23 protein-coding genes are annotated in these 19,549 nt (G+C 54.1%); 9 read left to right on the top strand and 14 right to left on the bottom strand.

The window, feature by feature from the left end; all coding sequences use genetic code 11:
- The first annotated feature begins 43 nt into the window (after positions 1–43).
- Complete coding sequence (locus SJY13_RS21975) at positions 44–754, top strand: IS6 family transposase (protein ID WP_377194356.1); 711 nt, start codon at positions 44–46, stop codon at positions 752–754.
- Between the two features lie 153 nt (positions 755–907).
- Here the strand turns inward: SJY13_RS21975 and SJY13_RS21970 are convergent, their stop codons facing one another.
- Positions 908–2,794, bottom strand: coding sequence for an adenylate/guanylate cyclase domain-containing protein (locus SJY13_RS21970; RefSeq protein WP_377194354.1), 1,887 nt, complete (start codon positions 2,792–2,794; stop codon positions 908–910).
- Positions 2,795–3,040: 246 nt separating this feature from the next.
- Here SJY13_RS21970 and SJY13_RS21965 point away from each other — a divergent pair, with 246 nt between their 5' ends.
- From SJY13_RS21965 to mscL, 5 genes are all read left to right on the top strand, one after another.
- Positions 3,041–3,436 (top strand): RidA family protein, encoded by a 396-nt coding sequence (locus SJY13_RS21965; protein ID WP_377194352.1) that lies wholly within the window; start codon positions 3,041–3,043, stop codon positions 3,434–3,436.
- A 227-nt stretch (positions 3,437–3,663) separates the two neighbouring features.
- On the top strand, positions 3,664–4,005 hold the full coding sequence (locus tag SJY13_RS21960; RefSeq protein ID WP_377194350.1) for a zinc ribbon domain-containing protein YjdM: 342 nt from the start codon (positions 3,664–3,666) through the stop codon (positions 4,003–4,005).
- Positions 4,006–4,272: 267 nt separating this feature from the next.
- Positions 4,273–4,662, top strand: coding sequence for a VOC family protein (locus SJY13_RS21955; protein WP_377194348.1), 390 nt, complete (start codon positions 4,273–4,275; stop codon positions 4,660–4,662).
- A gap of 323 nt (positions 4,663–4,985) precedes the next feature.
- Positions 4,986–5,528 carry a hypothetical protein gene (locus tag SJY13_RS21950; protein WP_377194346.1) on the top strand — a complete coding sequence of 181 codons (543 nt, stop codon included), beginning with the start codon at positions 4,986–4,988 and terminating at the stop codon, positions 5,526–5,528.
- Positions 5,529–5,689: 161 nt separating this feature from the next.
- On the top strand, positions 5,690–6,124 hold the full coding sequence (mscL, locus tag SJY13_RS21945; RefSeq protein WP_377194344.1) for a large conductance mechanosensitive channel protein MscL: 435 nt from the start codon (positions 5,690–5,692) through the stop codon (positions 6,122–6,124).
- A 519-nt stretch (positions 6,125–6,643) separates the two neighbouring features.
- On the opposite strand, the gene SJY13_RS21940 is transcribed toward mscL, so the two are convergent.
- From SJY13_RS21940 to SJY13_RS21900, 9 genes are all read right to left on the bottom strand, one after another.
- Positions 6,644–6,979, bottom strand: coding sequence for a hypothetical protein (locus tag SJY13_RS21940; RefSeq protein ID WP_377194342.1), 336 nt, complete (start codon positions 6,977–6,979; stop codon positions 6,644–6,646).
- A 324-nt stretch (positions 6,980–7,303) separates the two neighbouring features.
- Entirely contained in the window at positions 7,304–9,118 is a 1,815-nt protein-coding gene (locus tag SJY13_RS21935) for a relaxase/mobilization nuclease domain-containing protein (RefSeq protein WP_377194340.1), read from the bottom strand.
- Entirely contained in the window at positions 9,115–9,495 is a 381-nt protein-coding gene (locus SJY13_RS21930; RefSeq protein WP_377194638.1) for a hypothetical protein, read from the bottom strand. The genes SJY13_RS21935 and SJY13_RS21930 overlap by 4 nt, the downstream gene beginning before the upstream one ends.
- Positions 9,496–10,147: 652 nt before the next feature.
- Positions 10,148–10,690 (bottom strand): hypothetical protein, encoded by a 543-nt coding sequence (locus SJY13_RS21925; protein WP_377194338.1) that lies wholly within the window; start codon positions 10,688–10,690, stop codon positions 10,148–10,150.
- On the bottom strand, positions 10,687–11,103 hold the full coding sequence (locus SJY13_RS21920) for a type II toxin-antitoxin system VapC family toxin (protein WP_377194336.1): 417 nt from the start codon (positions 11,101–11,103) through the stop codon (positions 10,687–10,689). The genes SJY13_RS21925 and SJY13_RS21920 overlap by 4 nt, the downstream gene beginning before the upstream one ends.
- A complete protein-coding gene (locus tag SJY13_RS21915; protein WP_377194334.1) occupies positions 11,103–11,354 on the bottom strand; it encodes a type II toxin-antitoxin system VapB family antitoxin in 252 nt (83 codons plus the stop codon). Before SJY13_RS21915 ends, SJY13_RS21920 begins: the two co-directional genes overlap by 1 nt.
- Positions 11,355–11,486: 132 nt before the next feature.
- Positions 11,487–13,352 carry a ParB/RepB/Spo0J family partition protein gene (locus tag SJY13_RS21910; RefSeq protein ID WP_377194332.1) on the bottom strand — a complete coding sequence of 622 codons (1,866 nt, stop codon included), beginning with the start codon at positions 13,350–13,352 and terminating at the stop codon, positions 11,487–11,489.
- A gap of 220 nt (positions 13,353–13,572) precedes the next feature.
- Entirely contained in the window at positions 13,573–13,977 is a 405-nt protein-coding gene (locus tag SJY13_RS21905) for a DUF3768 domain-containing protein (RefSeq protein ID WP_377194330.1), read from the bottom strand.
- 702 nt (positions 13,978–14,679) lie between these two features.
- Positions 14,680–14,949, bottom strand: coding sequence for a WGR domain-containing protein (locus tag SJY13_RS21900; protein ID WP_377194328.1), 270 nt, complete (start codon positions 14,947–14,949; stop codon positions 14,680–14,682).
- Between the two features lie 136 nt (positions 14,950–15,085).
- Between SJY13_RS21900 and SJY13_RS21895 the strand changes: the two genes are divergently transcribed.
- Positions 15,086–15,763 (top strand): ankyrin repeat domain-containing protein, encoded by a 678-nt coding sequence (locus SJY13_RS21895; protein WP_377194326.1) that lies wholly within the window; start codon positions 15,086–15,088, stop codon positions 15,761–15,763.
- Positions 15,764–16,137: 374 nt separating this feature from the next.
- Positions 16,138–16,632 carry a DUF6714 family protein gene (locus SJY13_RS21890; RefSeq protein WP_377194324.1) on the top strand — a complete coding sequence of 165 codons (495 nt, stop codon included), beginning with the start codon at positions 16,138–16,140 and terminating at the stop codon, positions 16,630–16,632.
- A gap of 196 nt (positions 16,633–16,828) precedes the next feature.
- On the opposite strand, the gene SJY13_RS21885 is transcribed toward SJY13_RS21890, so the two are convergent.
- From SJY13_RS21885 to SJY13_RS21875, 3 genes are read right to left on the bottom strand one after another with little or no spacing between them, the layout of a single operon-like run.
- On the bottom strand, positions 16,829–17,458 hold the full coding sequence (locus SJY13_RS21885) for a class I SAM-dependent methyltransferase (protein WP_377194322.1): 630 nt from the start codon (positions 17,456–17,458) through the stop codon (positions 16,829–16,831).
- Positions 17,449–17,682, bottom strand: coding sequence for a hypothetical protein (locus SJY13_RS21880; RefSeq protein ID WP_377194320.1), 234 nt, complete (start codon positions 17,680–17,682; stop codon positions 17,449–17,451). The genes SJY13_RS21885 and SJY13_RS21880 overlap by 10 nt, the downstream gene beginning before the upstream one ends.
- Position 17,683: 1 nt before the next feature.
- Positions 17,684–18,136, bottom strand: coding sequence for a MarR family winged helix-turn-helix transcriptional regulator (locus SJY13_RS21875; RefSeq protein ID WP_377194318.1), 453 nt, complete (start codon positions 18,134–18,136; stop codon positions 17,684–17,686).
- Positions 18,137–18,217: 81 nt separating this feature from the next.
- Here SJY13_RS21875 and SJY13_RS21870 point away from each other — a divergent pair, with 81 nt between their 5' ends.
- Positions 18,218–18,910: a hypothetical protein gene (locus tag SJY13_RS21870; RefSeq protein WP_377194316.1), complete on the top strand. Its 693-nt coding sequence runs from the start codon at positions 18,218–18,220 to the stop codon at positions 18,908–18,910.
- Positions 18,911–19,030: 120 nt separating this feature from the next.
- Here SJY13_RS21870 and SJY13_RS21865 read toward each other — a convergent pair whose 3' ends face one another.
- Positions 19,031–19,207 (bottom strand): hypothetical protein, encoded by a 177-nt coding sequence (locus SJY13_RS21865; RefSeq protein ID WP_377194314.1) that lies wholly within the window; start codon positions 19,205–19,207, stop codon positions 19,031–19,033.
- Positions 19,208–19,549: the final 342 nt, after the last annotated feature.

Here is a 19,549-nt window from a genome sequence, read left to right as displayed (position 1 = left end):
TTGCCAAGTTGTTCAGGCTGAGTGATCCAGCTATGTCGCGCGAATGAACATCCCAACGATCATGCCACGCCTGAAGGGTTTTCGCTTTCCTCGTGAGATCATTGCTTACGCGGTTTGGGCCTACCATCGCTTTGCGTTGAGCACAGCTGACGTCGAGGATCTGTTGGCTGCGCGCGGCGTTATCGTCAGCCGGGAAGCAGTTCGGCTATGGATCAATCGCTTTGGCCAACACTTCGCAGATTGCATCAAGCGGGATCGTCCACGGCCGAATGACAAGTGGCACATGGACGAAGTCGTTATCATGATCGGTGGCAAGAAACACTGGTTGTGGCGCGCTATCGCCGCAAATGGCGACGCGCTCGACATTCTCGTGCAAACGCGACGGAATGCTAAAGCTGCAAAGCGCTTTTTCAACGGGCTGGTTGCCAAATTTGGCGAACCCAGGGTCGTCATCACCGACAAATTGCGCAGCTATATCAAGCCGATCAAAATACTGGCACCGGAGGCTGACCATCGTGCCCACAAAGGTCTTAATAACGCTATCGAAGTGTCGCACCGACCGACCCGCAAACGAGAAAAGATAATGGGCCGGTTCAAGTCTCACCTACAGGCTCAGAGATTTCTGTCTGCGCATGACCAAATCAACCTGGTCTTCCGCCCCCGCCGATATCAACTCACCGCAAACTCATACCGCCACGCTCGTTCCGACGCATTCAACCTCTGGGACGATTACACCGCAGAAATGACCGCTTGATCCTGTCTTCGCCAATACCTCTCATGCTCTGGTCATCAACTTGGCAATACCCCGAATGCTGCGCTTGATCTCTGCGGCAGCAATGCACCAGAAACGGAAATTCGCTTCACTTTGGTGATGCCACCATTTCGCGTATTTTTTCGCCACGCCGAATTACTCAGGCACACCCGCCTTGCGAAGCCCGCCGATATAGAACTGCATTGCTGAGGGAACGAAGGGCAGGTGCTTCTGCACCGATTTGCTGATCGAGAATTTAGGCGCAATCTTCAGCAGCGTTTCGACAGTGCGTTGCGCCTCGACCTGATCCCCTAGCTCGGCGTATGTAGGCGCCAAGAACATGTAACACGGTCGAAACTTCGGCGCGCGCACAACGCAGGTCCGGAGCTGTGCAGCCGCCTTATCGTACTGTTTGGAAAAGTAATAGGCCCGACCGAGGTAAAGATCGAAGAGGACCGGATAAAACGGATCGAGGCGCATGGCTGTGAGTATCGAGTCGACAGCCTCGTCCGCTTGGCCCATGAATGTCAACGTGTCCGCGAGGAAGGCATAACTAACGGCGCGGTTCGGGTTAAGTGCGACCGACCTCTTATGGGTCGCTAAAGCATCGTCATATTGTCGGCGACGTAGGAAAACCCGTCCCAGCAACGAATGCGCTGCAGACGACAGAGGATCCAATTCGACCGCCTTTAGCGCCGCGACATAGGCGCGTTCCAAGGCGTCCGGTCCCTCCCACTGAAGTATGTAGGCAATACTGAACGTGTCGCCAAGAATGGCGTAAGCGGGAGCATAGTCAGGATCGATGGCGATGGCTTGCTCTGCGAACCTGCGAGCTTGCGAATTCGTTTCCTGGCTGGCCAATGAAAATTGCGCACGCGCGCGAAGCACATAGTCATATGCTGAATGGTCTTTGGGTTGCTTCTTAGATGCCTTGGCAAGATCGGCCTTGCCAACGCTCGCCAAGAGAGCACCGGCAATTTCCCGACTTAACTCGTCCTGTAATTCGAACAGTTTGGACATCGGTTCGTCGTACCGCTTTGCCCAGACATGAGCGCCATTAGCTGCATCAATCAACTGCGCGGTAATACGCATATTCTCGCCGATCCGCCGTATCGATCCGACGGCGACGTAGCGAACTCCGAGCTCCTCGGCGATCTGGCGTATCATCACCTTGCGCCCCTTGTAGCTGAACGTAGAGTTGCGGGCGATGACAAACAGATCTTTAGATTGAGCGACATTGGTGATCAAATCTTCGGTAAAGCCATCCGTGATATATTCTTGCTTCGGGTCGTTAGAGAGATTTTCGAACGGCATTATCGCGATAGATGGACGATCAGGCAGTGGATGGGCGAAACGGTCTGGTCGAGCTGCATCCACTCTCTCGACCCATGGTTGCCACCACCAAAGGCCGGTACTTGCGACGACAGCGATCAGCATCGCGGCGGCAACAGCGATGATTTTGGACGTTGTCAGTGTCTGCCTTTTTTGTTTCACCGATGCGGCCGGACTTTCTCCTTCGCCCCGCACGCGGAAAACCCGAACTGAACGCACAATGTTCTTTACCTCAACCTCGCCCAAATCTTCGAGCGTGACCTCCATTCGATCCCGCACTTGATCTCGCGCTGCTCGGGAAAGGCATATTCCCCCCGGGTCGGCCAATGCTTCGATTCGCGCCGCAACATTGATACCATCGCCAAAGAGATCGCCGTCCAGCTCCATAACGTCACCGATATTGATGCCGATGCGGTATTCGATCCGGCGATCTTTGGAAATATCCGCGTTGCGTTCCAGAACGTGCTGCTGAATATCCTGCGAACAACGCAGCGCTGCAATGACGCTTGGAAACTCGATGAGGAGGCTATCGCCTGCTGTATTTGCAATGCGACCGTTGAATTCAGCTATTTTGGGATCAATTAGTTCCGTTCGATGAGAACGTATAGCCGTAAGCGTCGCTTCCTCGTCTTCCCCCATTAACCGGCTGTAGCTGGCGACATCAGCAGCGACAATGGCGGCCAATCTGCGCGTTACTTCTCCCTCCGCCATCACCGCTTCCAATCATTGATTGCGAGAGCTTAACCTGTATGTAAATGCTAATCTATAAATTAGTCCGCGTGGCTGCTTAGGGCTGTTCGAGACTTTCTGCATAACCAAAGCTCCCGACGACAGGGATGGTCTAGGGCTCTTCGTAATCCTGCTTCTTTAATCGCCGCGACATTGATGTCCTGCCAGCTTAGTTTGGGTGGGTAAGCCTAATTGGCTGAATCAATTCAATGCAAAGGAGTCCTTGGCATGACCGGCATAATCCAGTTTTCCACACCTCCAAATACCATGAAGCCAATCGGGCCATACAGTCACATTGCGAAAGTCGGCCATTTCATAACTATCGGAGCGGTGGCTGGCGTCGATCCTGTGACAGGCCGACTTGCTGGACCAAATGCTGCCGCGCAAACTCTCCAGATCCTTGATTCTTTTGAGATTATGTTGAGTTCGGTCGGCTCTGATCTTTCTCATGTTATCCACATCAATGTCTTCTTGAAAGATATGAGAGATTTTGAGGAAATGAACACAGCCTACGTTAGCAAAATGGGCGCAAGGAAACCTGCCCGTACCGCAATTGCTGTTGTTGATCTGCCAAAATCAGGCGCTCTGCTTACGATGAACTTAACTGCCGTGTCCGAAGGCTAGGGCTACATGCTCGAAGCAGATCGTCTCGCAGGTTCGGGTTGTGCGCTTAGCTCTAGCTCTTCAATCCGAGATCGAACAAATTGCTCGGCAAAGGCGGCTCGGGGGCTCAAAGTCCGACAACCTTGGATCCGTTCTAGGAAGTTGCTGTTTTCGACTGTCCTTAAACCCAAGACGGAAGGGTTATCTCCTTCTGGCGTCCATTTGGTTCACAGGCTATTGGCTGTGTTATGACTGAAACTTTGCCTCCGTGCCCCGAATGTTCCTCTACCTACACTTACCAAATGGATGCCCTGCTTATCTGCCCAGAGTGTGCGTATGAATGGGTCGCCGGTTCGTCATCTGACGACGCTGCGGAGGTGCTTGATAGCGTGGGCAACGCATTAAGTGACGGAGACACTGTGACTGTTGTCAAAGACCTGAAACTCAAGGGAACGTCTTCCGTCATTAAGGTCGGAACCAAGGTCCGAGGAATCCGGTTGGTCGACGGTGACCACGACATCGATTGCAAGGTGCCTGGGATAGGTCCAATTAGCCTGAAATCCCAATTTGTGAAAAAGGTGTTCGGGTAAAGTTCGATCTGTGAACGTCGTAGCTGAGAAGTTCTGGTGTCTGGGTGATTGAAACACCCGCACCTAGAGCGCTGTCGCTCACTTCAACTTCGAAAGCATCGTACTGCAAACCGCTCTGACAAATTCCGTTACCTCATCAAGAGGCGTGGGAAAGCATAGTTTTTTCGGCACAGATCCCAATCCAGACCGGTTATATCGGGGGTTGTGCTATAACCGATGGGATGCCATGTGTTCCCTATATGTTCTTTATTTTAGACGAGGCGTACAATGTCCCTAAATTATGTAATGATCGGTTCCAACGATGTAGCAAAGGCAAGGGCTTATTTTGATGCCGTCTTACCCATAGTTGGTGGAACGGTGGTCATGGAATTCATGCCCCATGGGTTTTGCTATGGCCTGCGTGGCGGCGGGCGGATTTGGGTAACGCCACCATTTAATAAGGAAGCAGCAACGCCGGGTAATGGTAATATGGTTGGTTTGCTATGTGAAAATGAGGCCGAAGTGCAAGCGGCCCATGCAGCGGCACTCTCTGCTGGTGGCACCAATGAGGGGGAGCCGGGGCCGCGTCCGCAATATGGGCCTGATTTTTACGGAGCATATATCCGTGATCTTGATGGCAACAAGATGAGCTTCGTCTATTTTGGTGATGCAGGCTGATCGTGGCCAATGGCGTTCGGCACTCTCACATCCTCACCGCATTGAGAGAGTGTGAGTGTGCCGTTTTGTCTCTGCCCTGAAAAAGAGTGGTGATGATGGCTTTGCCGCGTTGCTGCGTACTGGGGCTATAGACGTGTCAAGCGTAGCATTACTGCTAGCGGCAATGCAGCCATTGGCGCAGACGCAGCGCAAGCTCACTTCGTCCGCTCAGCCGACCTTGCTGCCGTCTGAACCGGCACGATGTCCTACCGAAACCGTCAGATGACCGGTTTGAGCCCTTCTTTGACATTGAGAATAGGTGCTCAGCGTGCGATGCACAAAGCATGGGCACGAGTAACTTTCTACGAGCACAAAGAGGCCAAGCAACTAAACGGCAGCGCTGGCAAGCTGGGGCGTTGGTTGAGATTCCAATAGCTGAAAACTGTTGGGCATATGGGCAACTTGGGGAAGAGTATTTCGTCGCGGTTTTTGAAGGATATTTCTCAGAACGCCCGGCAATCGAAGATTTGATTCACCTGCCGATATTGTTCAAGTCCTTGGTCTATCGTGACGTTATTAGCAGAGGTTTTTGGCTGAAAGTTGGCCGGGTTGAACCTCGAAGTGATGTGATGAAAGAAGATTACCGTTTCAAGCAGGACAAAATTTCCGGAGCTCTTTCGCTTTATCATTCAGACTTTGCTGAGCATGGCTGGGAACGGCCAGCGCTTCTGAGCGAGTGCCTTGAATTGGAATGCGTTGCTGTTTGGGAGGCAAGTCATGTTGAAGACCGGATCATCGCTGCGCGTAACGGCCACGAATGCAAATGGGTCAGTTCCTTGGCGATAGATGTACCAAGTGTTCCCGCACACCAGAACGACATTCATTGAGGATAGATGTCTGCTTAGTCCGCGTTGCTGACCTCAAGTCGTAAGGGGAAAACCTTGGAATAAAACCCTTAGCACTGTTGGTTAATTTAGGATTAGCTGTGCTCACTCGCGCAGTAGGCACCAGACTTACGCGCCAGCCAATTACAACACGTGGGGACACTATGCTAAACGAATTTAAAGATTTCATCGCCAAAGGCAATGTCATGGACATGGCCGTTGGTATCATCATCGGTGCAGCCTTTACCGCCATCGTGACATCCCTTGTCGGCGATCTGATCAACCCAATCATCGGCCTTGTGTCGGGTGGCGTTGACTTCACCAATAACTACGCCGTTCTTGGTGGTGATGTGGTCGAAGGACTGTCGCTTGAAGCTGCGCGTGAAACTGGCGGGTCGATCTTTGCCTATGGTGCCTTCATCATGGCGATCATCAACTTCCTGATCATCGCATTTGTGGTGTTCATGCTGGTACGTCAGGTCAACAAGATCAAAGAAGCCGCCACCAAAGCCGAAGAAGAAGCACCAGTAGAGCCCAAGGGCCCAACAGCAGAAGAACTGCTGGCCGAAATCCGCGACGCGCTCAAAGCGAACGCCTGATCTTCACCACTAAAGACAAACAAAGGCCTGCCTCTTCGGTGGGCATTTTTTGTCAGTTGGTAGTTTTTACGCCTACAGCCTAGCTGGCATATCACAGGCCAACCGGCCCCTGCTCGCCATCATCCATTGATCCGGTGGCCGACCGCAATGCAGACCTTCGCGTATCTGCAGCGAATTCACACTTTGTCCGCGTCTTGTTTGTCGGGCCAGGTTGCAGCGAAAGTGCGGTCTCGATTCCAGTCTAAACTACGCTCGCCAATGACCGGACTGACGACATCGGCTTCAACGCGGCGAAAAATGTGCCGCAGCCGCGAACAAATGCTGCGTCAGCGAAGCGCAATAACTGAATGGCGGAATTGTCCGCATCTTACCAGTTCGAGCGTGGCGCAGCGAAGGTCGTTTCTCCCGAACCGGCCATACATGCGTTGCGCCGCGAAAGAGGCAAATGAGCCCAAAGTGTGCAATGCTGCGCGCAACTTCAATGTCAGCTTTGAAGGAAAGTTGGAGCGGCCGTGAGAATTATGGCCGCCAAGTCCACATCTCAGTGAATTTTTGAGCAATCACCTGCCCTTTAGAGTTCCTGACGAAAGCAGAAAAAAACTGCACCGCTATTATCAATGAGAGTATGACAAGAAGTATTCTATTTGGGCTTTGTGTTAAGTTATGAAGCTGTCGAGCTTTCTGGTAAACTGTGTAGTGGCTGGAACTTTCGGCTCTATGGTCTTCCAAGAACAATTCAACTTCCGATGCTAACAATTCGGTTTCGTGGCTTTGTCTTGCGTCAATTTGCCAAAAAATCGCTGCAAACGAGACCATCACCAGCCCAAAGATAAGTGGCGTAAAACCTTCCTTCATTAGACGCTTCGCTCCGGCTTTTTGCACTAAAATGAGTTCATAGCATCACAGACCGACTTTGTGGAACAAGGAAAGTAGACCTTGGTGCATTTGCGGCGAAAGCACAATTTGTCCGCGTCTTTCCAATTCATGCCGTGCGCGACGAAGGTCAGTTATCACAAACGAACGTTCGAGAAACGAGCCAAGGACTCGCCGCTTACCGCTAGCTTGTGCTCGATCCGAACGGGCAGCTTTCGAGCCGTACAATCTACCCCTCATCAGCGAAAGTGGTGCAGGAGAGGCGGTAAATCGGTCAAGCAGTTGATCCATCGGTCAACATTTCTGTCATAGGCTGTGCCCGTCATCTTCGTGGGTGTGAGCCGCTTGCTCGCGCACGTGGGCAATTTCCTGTACGACCTCAGCAACCCTGCGCGATGCAACCTGGTGCAGTTCGCCGACAACAGCCTCGGCCCGCTGGTAGCTGTCCGGAACACCTTGAATGCTGAAGTGGGCGGCAGCAGTTGAAATATCCTCACTCCGCCATGTCATTGTTGTACCAAGCGGCACGTTCTCATGACCGTTGTACCGGGCCAGGAACGTGTCACCGTTGAGCCCATAACTGTTGGCGGTCTCCATAATCTCTTCCCGCACTGCCAGCCACTTTTCGGCCTCTGTCGGGTCCAATGCATCAAGCTCGGCAGCGCTCATGGTGTTGGTGTAGCGGTTGTCCTCGATGGTGAACGCCTGCAAGTCCGCGTCGTACGGGCGAAGATCAGCAACTTCACCTTTCAACTCACCGATGCGTACATCCATTGAAGCTCGTAGATGCGGGTTCTCAACCTCATGTGCGAGACCTTCCATACTTTCTATGGATTTCAGGACGTCGGTGGTTTGCTCCTCAAGTTTGACAAAGACATCTTCACCAAGTTGATCTTGCATGTATTGGGCATAGCGACTGGGCCCGGTGACATAATCGTTGGAGGTCTGGAAGTCCTTGTAATCCGCGATATCGGCCAGGGCTGAGATGTGCGGGTGGCTTTGTTCATTGTCCCGAACCTGGGCGATGTGGTCGACGACACGGGTTCTTAAGTCCGGATCAATTGTTTCCAGATCACCTCCCAAATCGACATGCTGGCGCAAGCCTTTCATCAGCTCCGGAGAGACATAAGACGGGTCGTCTGGTTCTCCGTAGTCATCAAAATGGTGGGCTTGATCCAATAGGTGTTCCATTTTTGAGACCACAGGGGTGTCTCCTTCTATGAGTTGGATGGCAAACTCTTCGATCTTTTCGCTGATGGCGTTGGCGCGCTCATCAAACAGATCCGACATACGAGCGATGGACAGGGCCATCACATCGGCGGCCGCGTCACGGGCCTTTGCTTCGATTTCAGGGGTGCTTTCGACCACCGACATTCCGGCCTGGACCTGCCATGTGTCGGTGGGAACTTCATGGCGCAAACCCCGCTCAAGGCGGGTGGTGGCGGCCAGCTCGATCCCAAACTGTTCTGCAACTTCGACCTGAATTGACCGCAGGCGGTCGATGTTCATTTCGCTGGTCATACCCATGGCGAGCCATTGACGATGTTCGACGCCGCGGTTGTTCACAACGATGTGGACATGAGGGTTGTCAGTGTCGTTGTGGAACACCGTCAAATAATCCCATGTATCGCTGAACTCGCCGCCACCAAACACCCGATCAGCGAACTCCAAACCGGCGTGATGCGCAGCGTCCGGATAGGTCCCTTCGGGAAAAGAAACGATCATGTGACGGGTGTAGCCAAAGTTTGTTTTGCCGTTGAAATCATCCGCCCAACTCTCGATCAAGTCGCTCACCTGATCCGCATCGAGGGGCGTCACACCATTGTCCCGAATGTCCAGAACACCCTCAGCCCTGACGGTCAGGTAATTGACTTGGCGGCGCAACTCCCTGGCGCTCTTCACCCCACCTTTGCGGACGTGTTTCACAACCGCTTCAGGCTTTCCAACCACGGCACCAAGCCGCGCTTCGATGGATGATGCGCGCGAGATCATGAACTTCATGCGCTTGGCAGTCTGCAACTGTTGACTGATGCGCTTGGACTCATCGACCCCCTTTTGAGCTTCGCGGAACGCGAGCTCAAACAGATCTCCAACTGTAAGATCAAGTGACGGAGCAGTCATTCTTCAGTGCTCCGATCGTCTTCACGCAGGATCCGGCGAATGGCAGATTCCGGTTCCCGGTTTCGGCGCGCTGCCTTGATCAACGCCTTTAGATCCTGGCGCTGCTGGATGATCGCGCGATGCAGGTTTTCGACATCGCGCCGGTCGTCATCTGCCCAAATGACAGCGCCTCGTTTCGCCGACTTCGCAAGCTGATTGAGGTTGGTGTAGCCCCCTTGAACCTGACGCAGATGCTTTTGCCAGACATCCACAACAGCCGGGTCTGGGTCGAGATATCCGATCAACCGATAGATCAGTCGCTGGATGATCTGGTTGCGGCTTTTCGCACCGAGCGCGTCCACGGCCGCTTCCAGACGCTCCAGCGCATCCACTGGCAAACGGACGGAAAAGACAGTGGTATCGGCGGGCTTGTTCAATGTATACCTTAGGTTGTATTTTTGATTTGTAACACAACTACCTTATCCTGTCATACTCTCCAAGATGAAACCGGGGGTGATTTTAGAAATCCGTATTTTCTCAAATTGCCCCCGGAACAAATTTGCTCTTGGAGGCAATCTCCACGCCGGGAAAAGGGTCCCGCCCCTTTTCCCGGCGTGGGTGCCGGTGGACTGGCGCAGGGCAATCAAGCAAAGCATGGGCTGCACGGACAGCGCGCGCCACTTACCGGCACGTTCAAGATCATTATGGCATTTTCCGCGCGCCTCAGCGCGCTCAATTTCCCGCCGCTAAGGTGGCGGGTGTGGCTGGGTCCGGTGGCGCGGTCGCAGCGAGGCCGACTTGCGCGCGGGTCAGGTTAACAGACGGACTCAATCTACACTGGGACGATCAGGTGCAACAAGTCTGGGTCGTTCCGGTCGCCATGTCGGCTATCAAAGCGAAGCAACCAGTCGCGCTGGCAAGTGGGGCGCAAGCCCCAGATGCCAAGGGACAACACTAGGACATTGACGCCAGTTCATCAGCCAAAAGAAAGACCCACCGAAGTGGGCCATAAGTTTTATCGAAGGAAAGTCTGAAGGTATTAAACCTATGCTAACCTCTGCGCGACCGATCAACAACACCATCAGCAGTGATCGCCGCAATGCGACCCTCGGTGCGACGTGTCAGTTCTACGCCATCGCCCGTCATGTGGGACTCGGCATGTGCGGTGAGTTTGAAAATACTCCCATCCGCTTCAACATGGGTTTCATCATCAGCAGACCGGCGCTTTACGGAGCCGTCATATCCAATGACGATCGTGGTGCCATCAGCCATTCGGACATGGACAGTCTCATCATCCACGGCAACACCCTGCCACCACATTTCAGCATCGCGCCGCACCACAATCCGGTTCGGGTGCAGTTTGATTTCAACGTCCCGAGCACACTTGGGATCGGCGGCCTTCACGACAACGATGGCCTCTTGCGTCCCAGGGTCGTCATGAATGCCCGCACTGCCATTCTTGGGCGGCCAGAGTTTCGCCTGGTCCCGCTGTTGCCCGCTCTGGTCTTTGTGAAATCCGACAAACATCTGCGCGGACTTCCAGACGCGGCGGGTGGCTTTTTCGATGGTTGCCGGTGTGCTTTCTTTGATCATGCCATATCCGTTTTGGCGAAGTCATCGCCCTTGTAAATGAGCCGGGAATTGTAAGCCTGCGCACAAGCGTAGGCGAAGCAATCCCCGAAGTTCAGATCGGCTTTGTGCCCGACCATCTTGCCATAGGTGCGCGCGGCCAGATTGGCACGCTGCCCGATGGCCCGGGTTATGTCGATGTTCCGCGCCTCGATCTCGTCGCAGAAGGTTTCAACGATCTGTTCGGCCAACTCGTGCTGGTTGAAATCCGGGCGCGTGACACCTGAGCGCGACCGCGCCAGTGCGGCGGTTGCTTCGAACCGGACCAAGGGCGAAACATAGCGCCCGCGCTTTTGGTCCTCGATGCGCTTTACAATCTCCTCATATCCGGGTTCCCGGTTCAGGATCGCAACGATGGCCGAGGCGTCGATGAACATCAGGCGTTCTCCCACAGATCGTCAGTGTATTTCTTCATGTCAAACGCAGGATTGGCCTCACCAATTGTATCGGCCTTTACCTGAAGCTCCTGAAGGCGTTCAATCAGAGGCTTTTTCTTTTTTGCAGCTTCTAGCTGTGCTTGCAAAGCCGCGCGAACAGCTTCAGTTTTGTTCTTGGCTCCAGTGGCTTTTGCTACCTGAGCGGCCAGCGCATCAACGGCGTCGTCTCGAATATAGAGCGGCATTTGCATATCCTCCTGCTTTCCATATGTATATCCCAAAACGAATATTCAAGCTATTCAAAAAAGGATATTCAACGCAATTTTCGACCAAGGCAACAATCGGCTGGGAGACAGGGCGCAATGCGCCCTGCCCTGTTGGTTTCAGAAACACGCGGGAACCCAAGCGTCGATGCGGGCGTTCTGCGCCTCGGTCACGCCCAGTGCCGCCTGATGCTCCGGATCATTGAACAGCTTGTGCATCGCCTCAGTTTTTTCGCCCTTTTTCGATTTTGAGAATACCCGGTACATGTCGGTATCGAAATGCAGGTCCAGAAGGTCTTTGTAGAGGTCGTCAAGCTGCCAGCCTTTCAACCGCTTGAAACAGTTGGGTGCAGATGGCGTCCAGATCGCGCGCATGTCCGCGCCAATCTCTGCCATGATATCCGCCATGAAGTCGGACCGTTGGGACAGGAAGCGCCGCGCGAGGAATGCGGTGATTTCACCATTGCGGGTCTTCTTGCCCAGATCGCGGAACGCTTTGAAGGCTTCGACACTGCCTTTACCGGCCATGTCCTGAAACTTGTCATAAGCTTCCTCTGCTGCTTCATCCCGCTCACCGCCAAGGCGCGGATCAAGATTGAATTGGTCATTAATCTCGGGCGTGTTCCGTTCTGCCCCGCCATAGCCAAACCCAAACAGGCTGGTGGTATGACCGGAGGCCGGGGTTGCATAGAAAGCAAACAGGCTCAGCACATACTCAGACTTGTCGAGCATGGCGGTTTGTACAGCCGCCAGCCGGATCGCAACCATGTCGTCAATGAACTTCTGCGAGAATGCCGGTTTGGCTTCCTGTTTAGTTTTCGAAACTTCGACGGGGGCCAACACACCAGCCTCAACAGCCGCCGCGACATGTTCAGCAGCAACGTAGGCCGATGACGTGCTAACCGCGCCGTTGCTGTCAACATAGACGACAACACCCGCAAACTTGCGCTGTTCGTTGGAATAGAATGGCACCGTGTGGCTTCTCAATGCCGCCAGTTCAGCTTGTCCCTCTTCGTCCAAGGCGTCGTTCTGTAGCAGCGCGTCCAGTTCGTCAAAGCGCTCGGCCTGCTGTTCGGTGTAAACCAGACGGGTCTTTTCCAGCCGCTGCAAGTTTTGCGCGTCCGTATACCCATAAGGAATGTAACTCTCGTCGCATGTCTCAACCCATTCCCAGCCTTCGTCTTCGCGCAGCTTTGCCGCTTCTGCTGCCAGCTTTTCAGCAAACAGCGTTTCGAGAAATTCACCCTCGTTGAACAGGACCTCATTCTCGAACAGATCAGTGGTGATTGTGCCGCCAGCTGCAACGTAAGCCTCCTGACCGACAAAAACGGCTTTGCGGTTATCGCTGCCAATCGCTTCCGACGTCAGCGCAGCTTTCACATCATACTCGCTGAACCACCGGCTAGCCTTGGCCTGCTCCAGTACGTCCAGAATCTTTTCTTGCTCAGTACTGACAGTCATTGCCTTGGCAATGCCTTGGCTGATGTCCCCGGCTTTCACCGCGTCCAGAACCGGATCGGGCAGTCCGGCCAGCGCAAGGCGGCGGCGCACATGGCCCTCGGTCACGCCAAATGCATTGCTGATCTTGGCAACAGACAGGGATTTCTCTGCCATCTTGCCATAGGCGCGAACCTCATCAATCACGTCCAGTTCTTCGCGAGCGGTGTTTTCGGCATTGGCCCATTGCTCGGCCACAAACGGGTTGTCGGTGATCCTGACTGGCACCTGCGCCAGATCACCCCGCTCGGTCACGGCGATATTCAGAGCCCGCAGACGACGACCACCTGCGACGATAGCAATCTTGCCGTCTGCATCACGCAAACCGCTGAGGTTCTGGATCAGGCCGCACATGACGAGGCTATCAGCCAGCAGGGCGATGCCTTCCTCGGCTACATCCTGACGTGGGTTGATGTCTGACAGGTACAGATCACACAGGGCAACAGTTTCGATGGTTTCCGGTGCGGTGAATGTTTCAAGTTTGCTCATTGGGCTAGTCCTTGGCTCAAAGTGAAGTTTTGTGGTAGGGGTGCCCTACCCCTGACGGGGTAGAGCGGAGCCGCTTAGGCGGCTGCGTGAGTTTTCAAGAAGGCGCGGGCGATCTTGGTGGAGAGGCCGCCCTTCTTGAGGTTCTTCCATGCCAACTGACGTTGACGCGCGAGCGTGTATGGGTTCATGTCATCACCTCCTTTCTGATTTGGGATCGGGATCAGTATTCACTGGGGCACATGATGGTCAGCACCCGTTGCGTTACCTCTGGATCAAAGGGACGCTCCGACCCGTATTTGAAATTCACGTCATAGAGATCGATCTTCCAGAACAGCTTCTGGTCATTGACTGTCACCGTTCCAAATGTGTGATCGCCGTATGGATCATTGCCCTCGGTGAACTGCGTATCATTGGCCACCGCTGCCAGCGCCGCCGCCTGAAACTCAACGTCCTCACCGGAAACGCCGGGGGTTACAAGAACCTGGCCCCGAATACCTTTGTTCTGCATCTCGATGGCAGCAAGCGGGTCGATGAGCGCTTTACGGAACAGGTCGTTCTGCGCGGCAATCACTGCGGCTTGCTTGTCTGTGTCGGTCTCGATGTCATTTGAAGTTTCTGTTTCCAAAGCTCGTGTCTCCTTTGTGGCGCACCCTTTGAGGCTGATCCCCGATTGGTGCTGGTTTTGAGCAAAGCCCTGAAAGGGCGTCGTCTCTAAAACCTGCCACGTGGCGAACGCGGATGGGGGCGAGGCAATGTTATTCGACAGGGGTGGTGCGGCCCGCAGGCGCAGCCGAGGACACGGCCTGTCTAATGGGATTGCCCGAGGGGGAAGGCTGCGCCTTACCCCTGACGTCAGGGGGCGTTTGGCTTGTCCAAATCCCGCCTGACACAAGCAAGGAATGGCAAAGGATCTTTGATCCGGCGCGCAAAAGGGAGCGTTACCGGAATCGGCAGATCACCGCGGGTTGGAGCGACCATGGCACAAAGACCAGGCGCCGGCTCGGCTGAGACGGCGCAGGGGCTAAGGCACTTCCAGCACCGGTTGTGCATAAAAGCGCTGCCTCTCGCTGCGCTCGAACGCGCATTTATGCAAAACAGTTTCACCAATTGCTGGAAGTGCTGAAATGAGGCAGGGAGATCAAATCGTGGGGTTCTGGCTGGAAGCCGGCCAGCCGGCTGGAACCTAGCGCCCGGTCACGAGCTGATAGGCTCGGGATTTGCCAAGGAAACAGAGTACCGACCGAAGTTTTCAAGAACCATGCAAGGTGAAAGTCAGACCCGATGCCAACTCAAAAGCCCAGTACAATACTGGAATAGCTGCCTTGGATTACTTACCGACCGGCACATAACCTCGACGGCGTTTCTGCCTTTCGAGTTTATCGAGCGCATCAGCTGCCTGGGCTTCGTCGTCGTACGTCACCATCATAGCTTGCCCATTTGTTCCGATACTCCCCCAGGTACGAAGCACGGAAACTTCCCCAAACAGCGTCGGCTGCAACTCTATCCCATAGAACCGCGCCATATTGACGTCTGGGTCCACGTGGATCAGGTGGACAGGAGTGGTTTCTGTCGGTTCCATGACGCGATTGTCGGTCAATTCAGCTCGCCTGTCCAATGACTTTGCGAGATCCGTTCGTAGGAAAGGATTCCGATCCTGAATGGAAAAGGACATCGAATAGGTCCGCTGTTATTATCACACTTGCCTGACCAATATGCAGGTAAGAGGATTAGCTATGTTTCGTCTTTTACTATTTTCACTCGTAACAGGTCTTACTGCCAGCGCAGGCACGGCGCAGACACCGCCTTCGGTTGATGAGGTCGCGCAATACGACGGTCTCTTCGCAGCCGCTCACACCGGCAACGAAGAAATGATCCGGCAACTCGTTGCGGCAGGGGCAAGCGTCAACGGGCGGGATTCGCGAGGCCGCACACCAGCCCATGTGGCCGCCTTTGCTTCAGAGGACGAGGCGTTGCGTGCACTCGCTGATGCCGGTGCCGACATGAATGCGCTTGAAGGCCAGGCCTACGACGTGGTCACGATTGCGGCCGTGGCAAATGATCCAGAACTGATGACGCTCGCTATCGAGTTGGGCAACGATCCCGGCCTAACGACCAGCCCTTATGAAGGAACGGCTCTTATTGCAGCCGCGCATCTCGGTCATGTCGAGATTGTAAGACGGCTGATTGCCGCTGGCGCGCCTTTGGACCATGTGAACAATCTGCACTGGACAGCCGTTATCGAAGCCGTTGTGCTTGGTGACGGCGGCCCGGATCATCTTGCAGTTCTGGATGCGTTGTTGGCAGCGGGTGCTGACAGATCACTTGCCGATCGGAACGGAACCACGCCACTCGAACACGCCGAACTACGCGGGTTTTCTGAGATGGCAGAGCGCCTCAGAAAAGAGGACTGAAACCCATCCATCATGCGGAAGTGGTGAGTTTCACCTTGGAGGCACCGATGGCAGCCTGGTTATCGAAGTGTCACACATGATCCATAAAGGCCAATTTACGCCCGGACTCTGTCCGTTCAAACAATTCGCTGAGTTGACTGCCTAGTTTCGTTGCATTCGCCAAGAGTGTTCGGTCAGCTTCAAATTTTGCAACAGAGTCCAGTCATCATTGTCCGGGTCGGGTGAAGTTAGTTTAAGTGTGTAGATAGAGGCATCGTGGAACACCTGATGGATGTCCGTAAAAAGACTATGTTTGGAATCCATGGCACTCACTCAAATTCGGCTCGCGGCCAAAGCGCTCGATTTCAGGACGTAAACCATACTAGAATTTGGCCATGTCAAAGGACTCTAAAACAACAAAAGCGCTCATAACCCTGATCAGCGCTGCATTTGGCGGGCTTGACACTCCTCTCGATGATGAACTTTTACATCCCGACTGCATGGACGATGTGGATATCCTTGAATTTTACGGAGGCGTCAGGTGGCCGGAGATGACCGATCAGATGATCATTCACGGATACGCTGCCCCTACAGCTTTCAGCGCAAAGGCATTTCAATACTACTTGCCCGCTTATCTGATTTGGACGCTTCGCAATTCGGACAGCCCGGAATATGCCAATGAAAGCATTCTTCTGGCGCTGGATCCCGGTACGTCAAAGGAAATGCTGCACGAATTCAGGAAGTCCAAGTTCAGCCTTTTAACACCAGTTCAAGAGGAAGTAGTGGCACGGGTTTTGCATTATTTCGCCGATCACCCTGATCTCGGTGAATTTGCGGAAGTGGCATTGGTGAACCACTGGATGGATGTCGAATTGCAGGAACCGGATTGATCGTCGGATCAAAACTGGGTTGCGATTTCGAGGTGTAATCTGCGGTATTCGTCATCAAATCAACTGTATCAGCCATCCGTGTTTAATTGCGGAGGCCGGGTCGGATATTTCTCCAAACCGCGACAGGTCTGTCGCAAGTCGCCTTCAAAACTCCGTTTCGTGCCTTAAACATCAATTTCCTTTGGCTTGTTGCGCGTTAGCTTTGGTGAGGATCATTTTTTTGGCCAACGACACATGTCGCCGGAGCGGCACCGCCAATGATTTTGATTTCTCTCACGTTCTCGTACCCGACAGCATGGAGCGCGTCCTCAATGCCGGCGATCATGCGGCGTGCGGCCGCGGAGCCATCCGCGTCAAGCCGTGGTTGATATGTGGTCAGACAGAGCCCGCCCGGTGCCAGAGCATCAAACAGGGCACGAAAAAAACCGGATTTGTCGCTTTGAAACTGGATGACATTCAGCGAGTAAACGCGGTCGAATGTCTCCGGCCAAGCGGTGAGCAGGTCGATCCCCCCTTCTAACAAATCAACTCGATCTGCGACGCCCTGTCTGCGCAGTCGATTTCGGGCCTGACGGATCATCACTCCGGAATGATCAAGACCGACCACCCGGCCAGACGTCACGATAGAGGCGCATCGCGACAGGGCGAGGCCGGGGCCACAACCGATCTCAAGCACCTGGCTGTGAGGGCGAAGGTCCATTATCTCGACGGTTATTTCATTTCGAAAGCGGTTCGACTTCCGCGCCGCCATGATCCGGCCGGCCAGAGCACCAAACGGGCCCGATGGATGACCGAACTGCGCTACGATCTTCGACTTCAGAGACACTGGGTGTTGCCTGCCCGAAAAATCCACAGAGGCATCGCCAGCAATGCACCAGCCGAAAGGACGAGAATACCGAAGGCAATCGCATGGCGATACGCCATCTCAGGAAGACTCAGAAGCTCCACCGCGAAGGCATTCCAGGACCAAAGGGCAACGACACCCCAGACCAGTAGCGCGAAAACGGCGATCCCGAAGGTCTTCCCGTGCCGTTTCGATTGCTGTGCCATGTCAGATTCCCTTCTCCATCATAGTTTCGATCGTTTCATTGAGGCGGGCCAGCAGGTGAACAGAAGCAGCGACGTCATACGTGGCCAGGGCCTCAGCCAACTCGGCCATCGGTGCTTCTTCCCGGGTTTGAATCTCTGCAAAGAGCTTTTTGCCCGCGGGTGTGGGAAGGTAGAGTCCCGACCGCTTGTGATCCGGATTACCTTGCGCTTGGATAAGACGCTTCTCCAGCAAGGCGTTCATGTTCTTTTGGACATGTTGACGCGAAACACCTTTTGCCTTGGCGATTTCAGGAACCGTTTGCGGTGCCCTGATAACCAGCGCCTGAAGGACCGCCCGCATCGACGGGTTGATTTCCAGATCACTGTGCAGAATTTCGGCGACGGATTTGAGCCGGTTGAACCCGTTCCGGATTTCTCTGATCAGCGCGACAAGCTCTTCTTGTCTTTTCGTCATACAAGGCTCCGAGCTTCCAATTGACAACTTGGGTGTCATAATTGAATATGACAACCTGGATGTCAAGTAGTGGAGGTGATAGTGTTCACCCAAACCCATCTTCTGGTCGGGGCTGCTGTCTTCGCCAGGCCGGGGAACCGTACAGTCGCGCTGGCAGGCCTGATTGGCGCGCTAGTGCCGGATACTGACGTGTGGGCGATGTTTGTCATTGAGCGGTTGCGGGGGGCCAGCGGATGCGAAGTGTTCCACTATCGTTATTGGGAACAGCCATGGACGACGCTTCAAATTCTGCTGAACTCGATCCCCGCATATCTCGCACTCAACACTCTGAGCGTCGTCGGTCTGCTCGTACCTGGTTTGTTGCCACGTAGAGTAGCTTTGATCGTGATGATATTCGCCAGCTCCGCGCTTTTGCATGTCGGGGCTGACTTCCTGCTGCACCATGAAGATGCGCGCGCGCAATGGATGCCGTTCACAAATTGGATCTTCCGCTCGCCGGTGTCCTATTGGGATCCACGCCACTACGGCCAGTACTTCCTGATCTTCGAGATCGGTTTGGGTCTAGCCCTCGCCATGCTGATCGGTCTTCGGTCCCGGTCGAAGCGGGTATGGGTGGCGGTTACAATTCTGTCGCTTGGATACCTGGGTTCGATTACCGCTGGTCTGATGTCTGGTACGGATCACCTTCGAGGCCCCGGGTCTTGCGAAATTCTTGAGAGCAATGCCGTCGCAAAGCGAGCCACTTCACCAAGCGAGTCGATTGTCGCTCCATAGAGGAATGACGATGTCTGAAAAACAGTTCGTGCCGGTGTTCGGCGAAGCGTGGAGTGTATGAGGCGCTTTGGACCATCCGGATTAGAAGCGCGGGGCACACAACACGCCCCGCACCAGTCTCTAACGACTGCCCGCTTTTCCGGGCATGTTCATCCGTTTGGCCGCACGCGGTGGTGTCTTCACACGCATATCGCGCTGCGGCTTGGCATTGGCCTTCACTATCTTAGCGGATTTCGGTGTGTCCTCCAAAGCGGGAAGGGTCCGCCCGAAGGTGGATTTTGGTGGTTTGAAGGGCATGATGCACCTCATGACAAAAGGAAGCTGAAGTCGCGCAGATGCTCGACTGCGAACGCCCAAGATGGGCTAGCGTCGTATGTCCATTGTCAAAGTCCTCCGCAGGAGCGTTTCAATGCGCATTTTGCCAATCAAGGTCAGTGCGCGGCGGGATCAGAAAGTATGCTGGTCCATTGTTAGAACCTCCATTGCGAATGTTGGGAGCGTCTCAGACCGGGGAGCATCTGTCAAACCTGCTCAATGAACAGCAGCAGTTGTTTGTAGGCAGTTGGGTGCTGGATAAAGCTGCCCTCAGATGATTTCATGTGAGTATCTGCTATTTTTTTACAAAGGAACAATCGTCAC

Origin of the sequence: Ruegeria meonggei (assembly GCF_042768335.1) — a bacterium.
GTDB lineage: Bacteria > Pseudomonadota > Alphaproteobacteria > Rhodobacterales > Rhodobacteraceae > Ruegeria > Ruegeria meonggei.
This window is presented reverse-complemented; position numbering and strand designations above follow the sequence as displayed.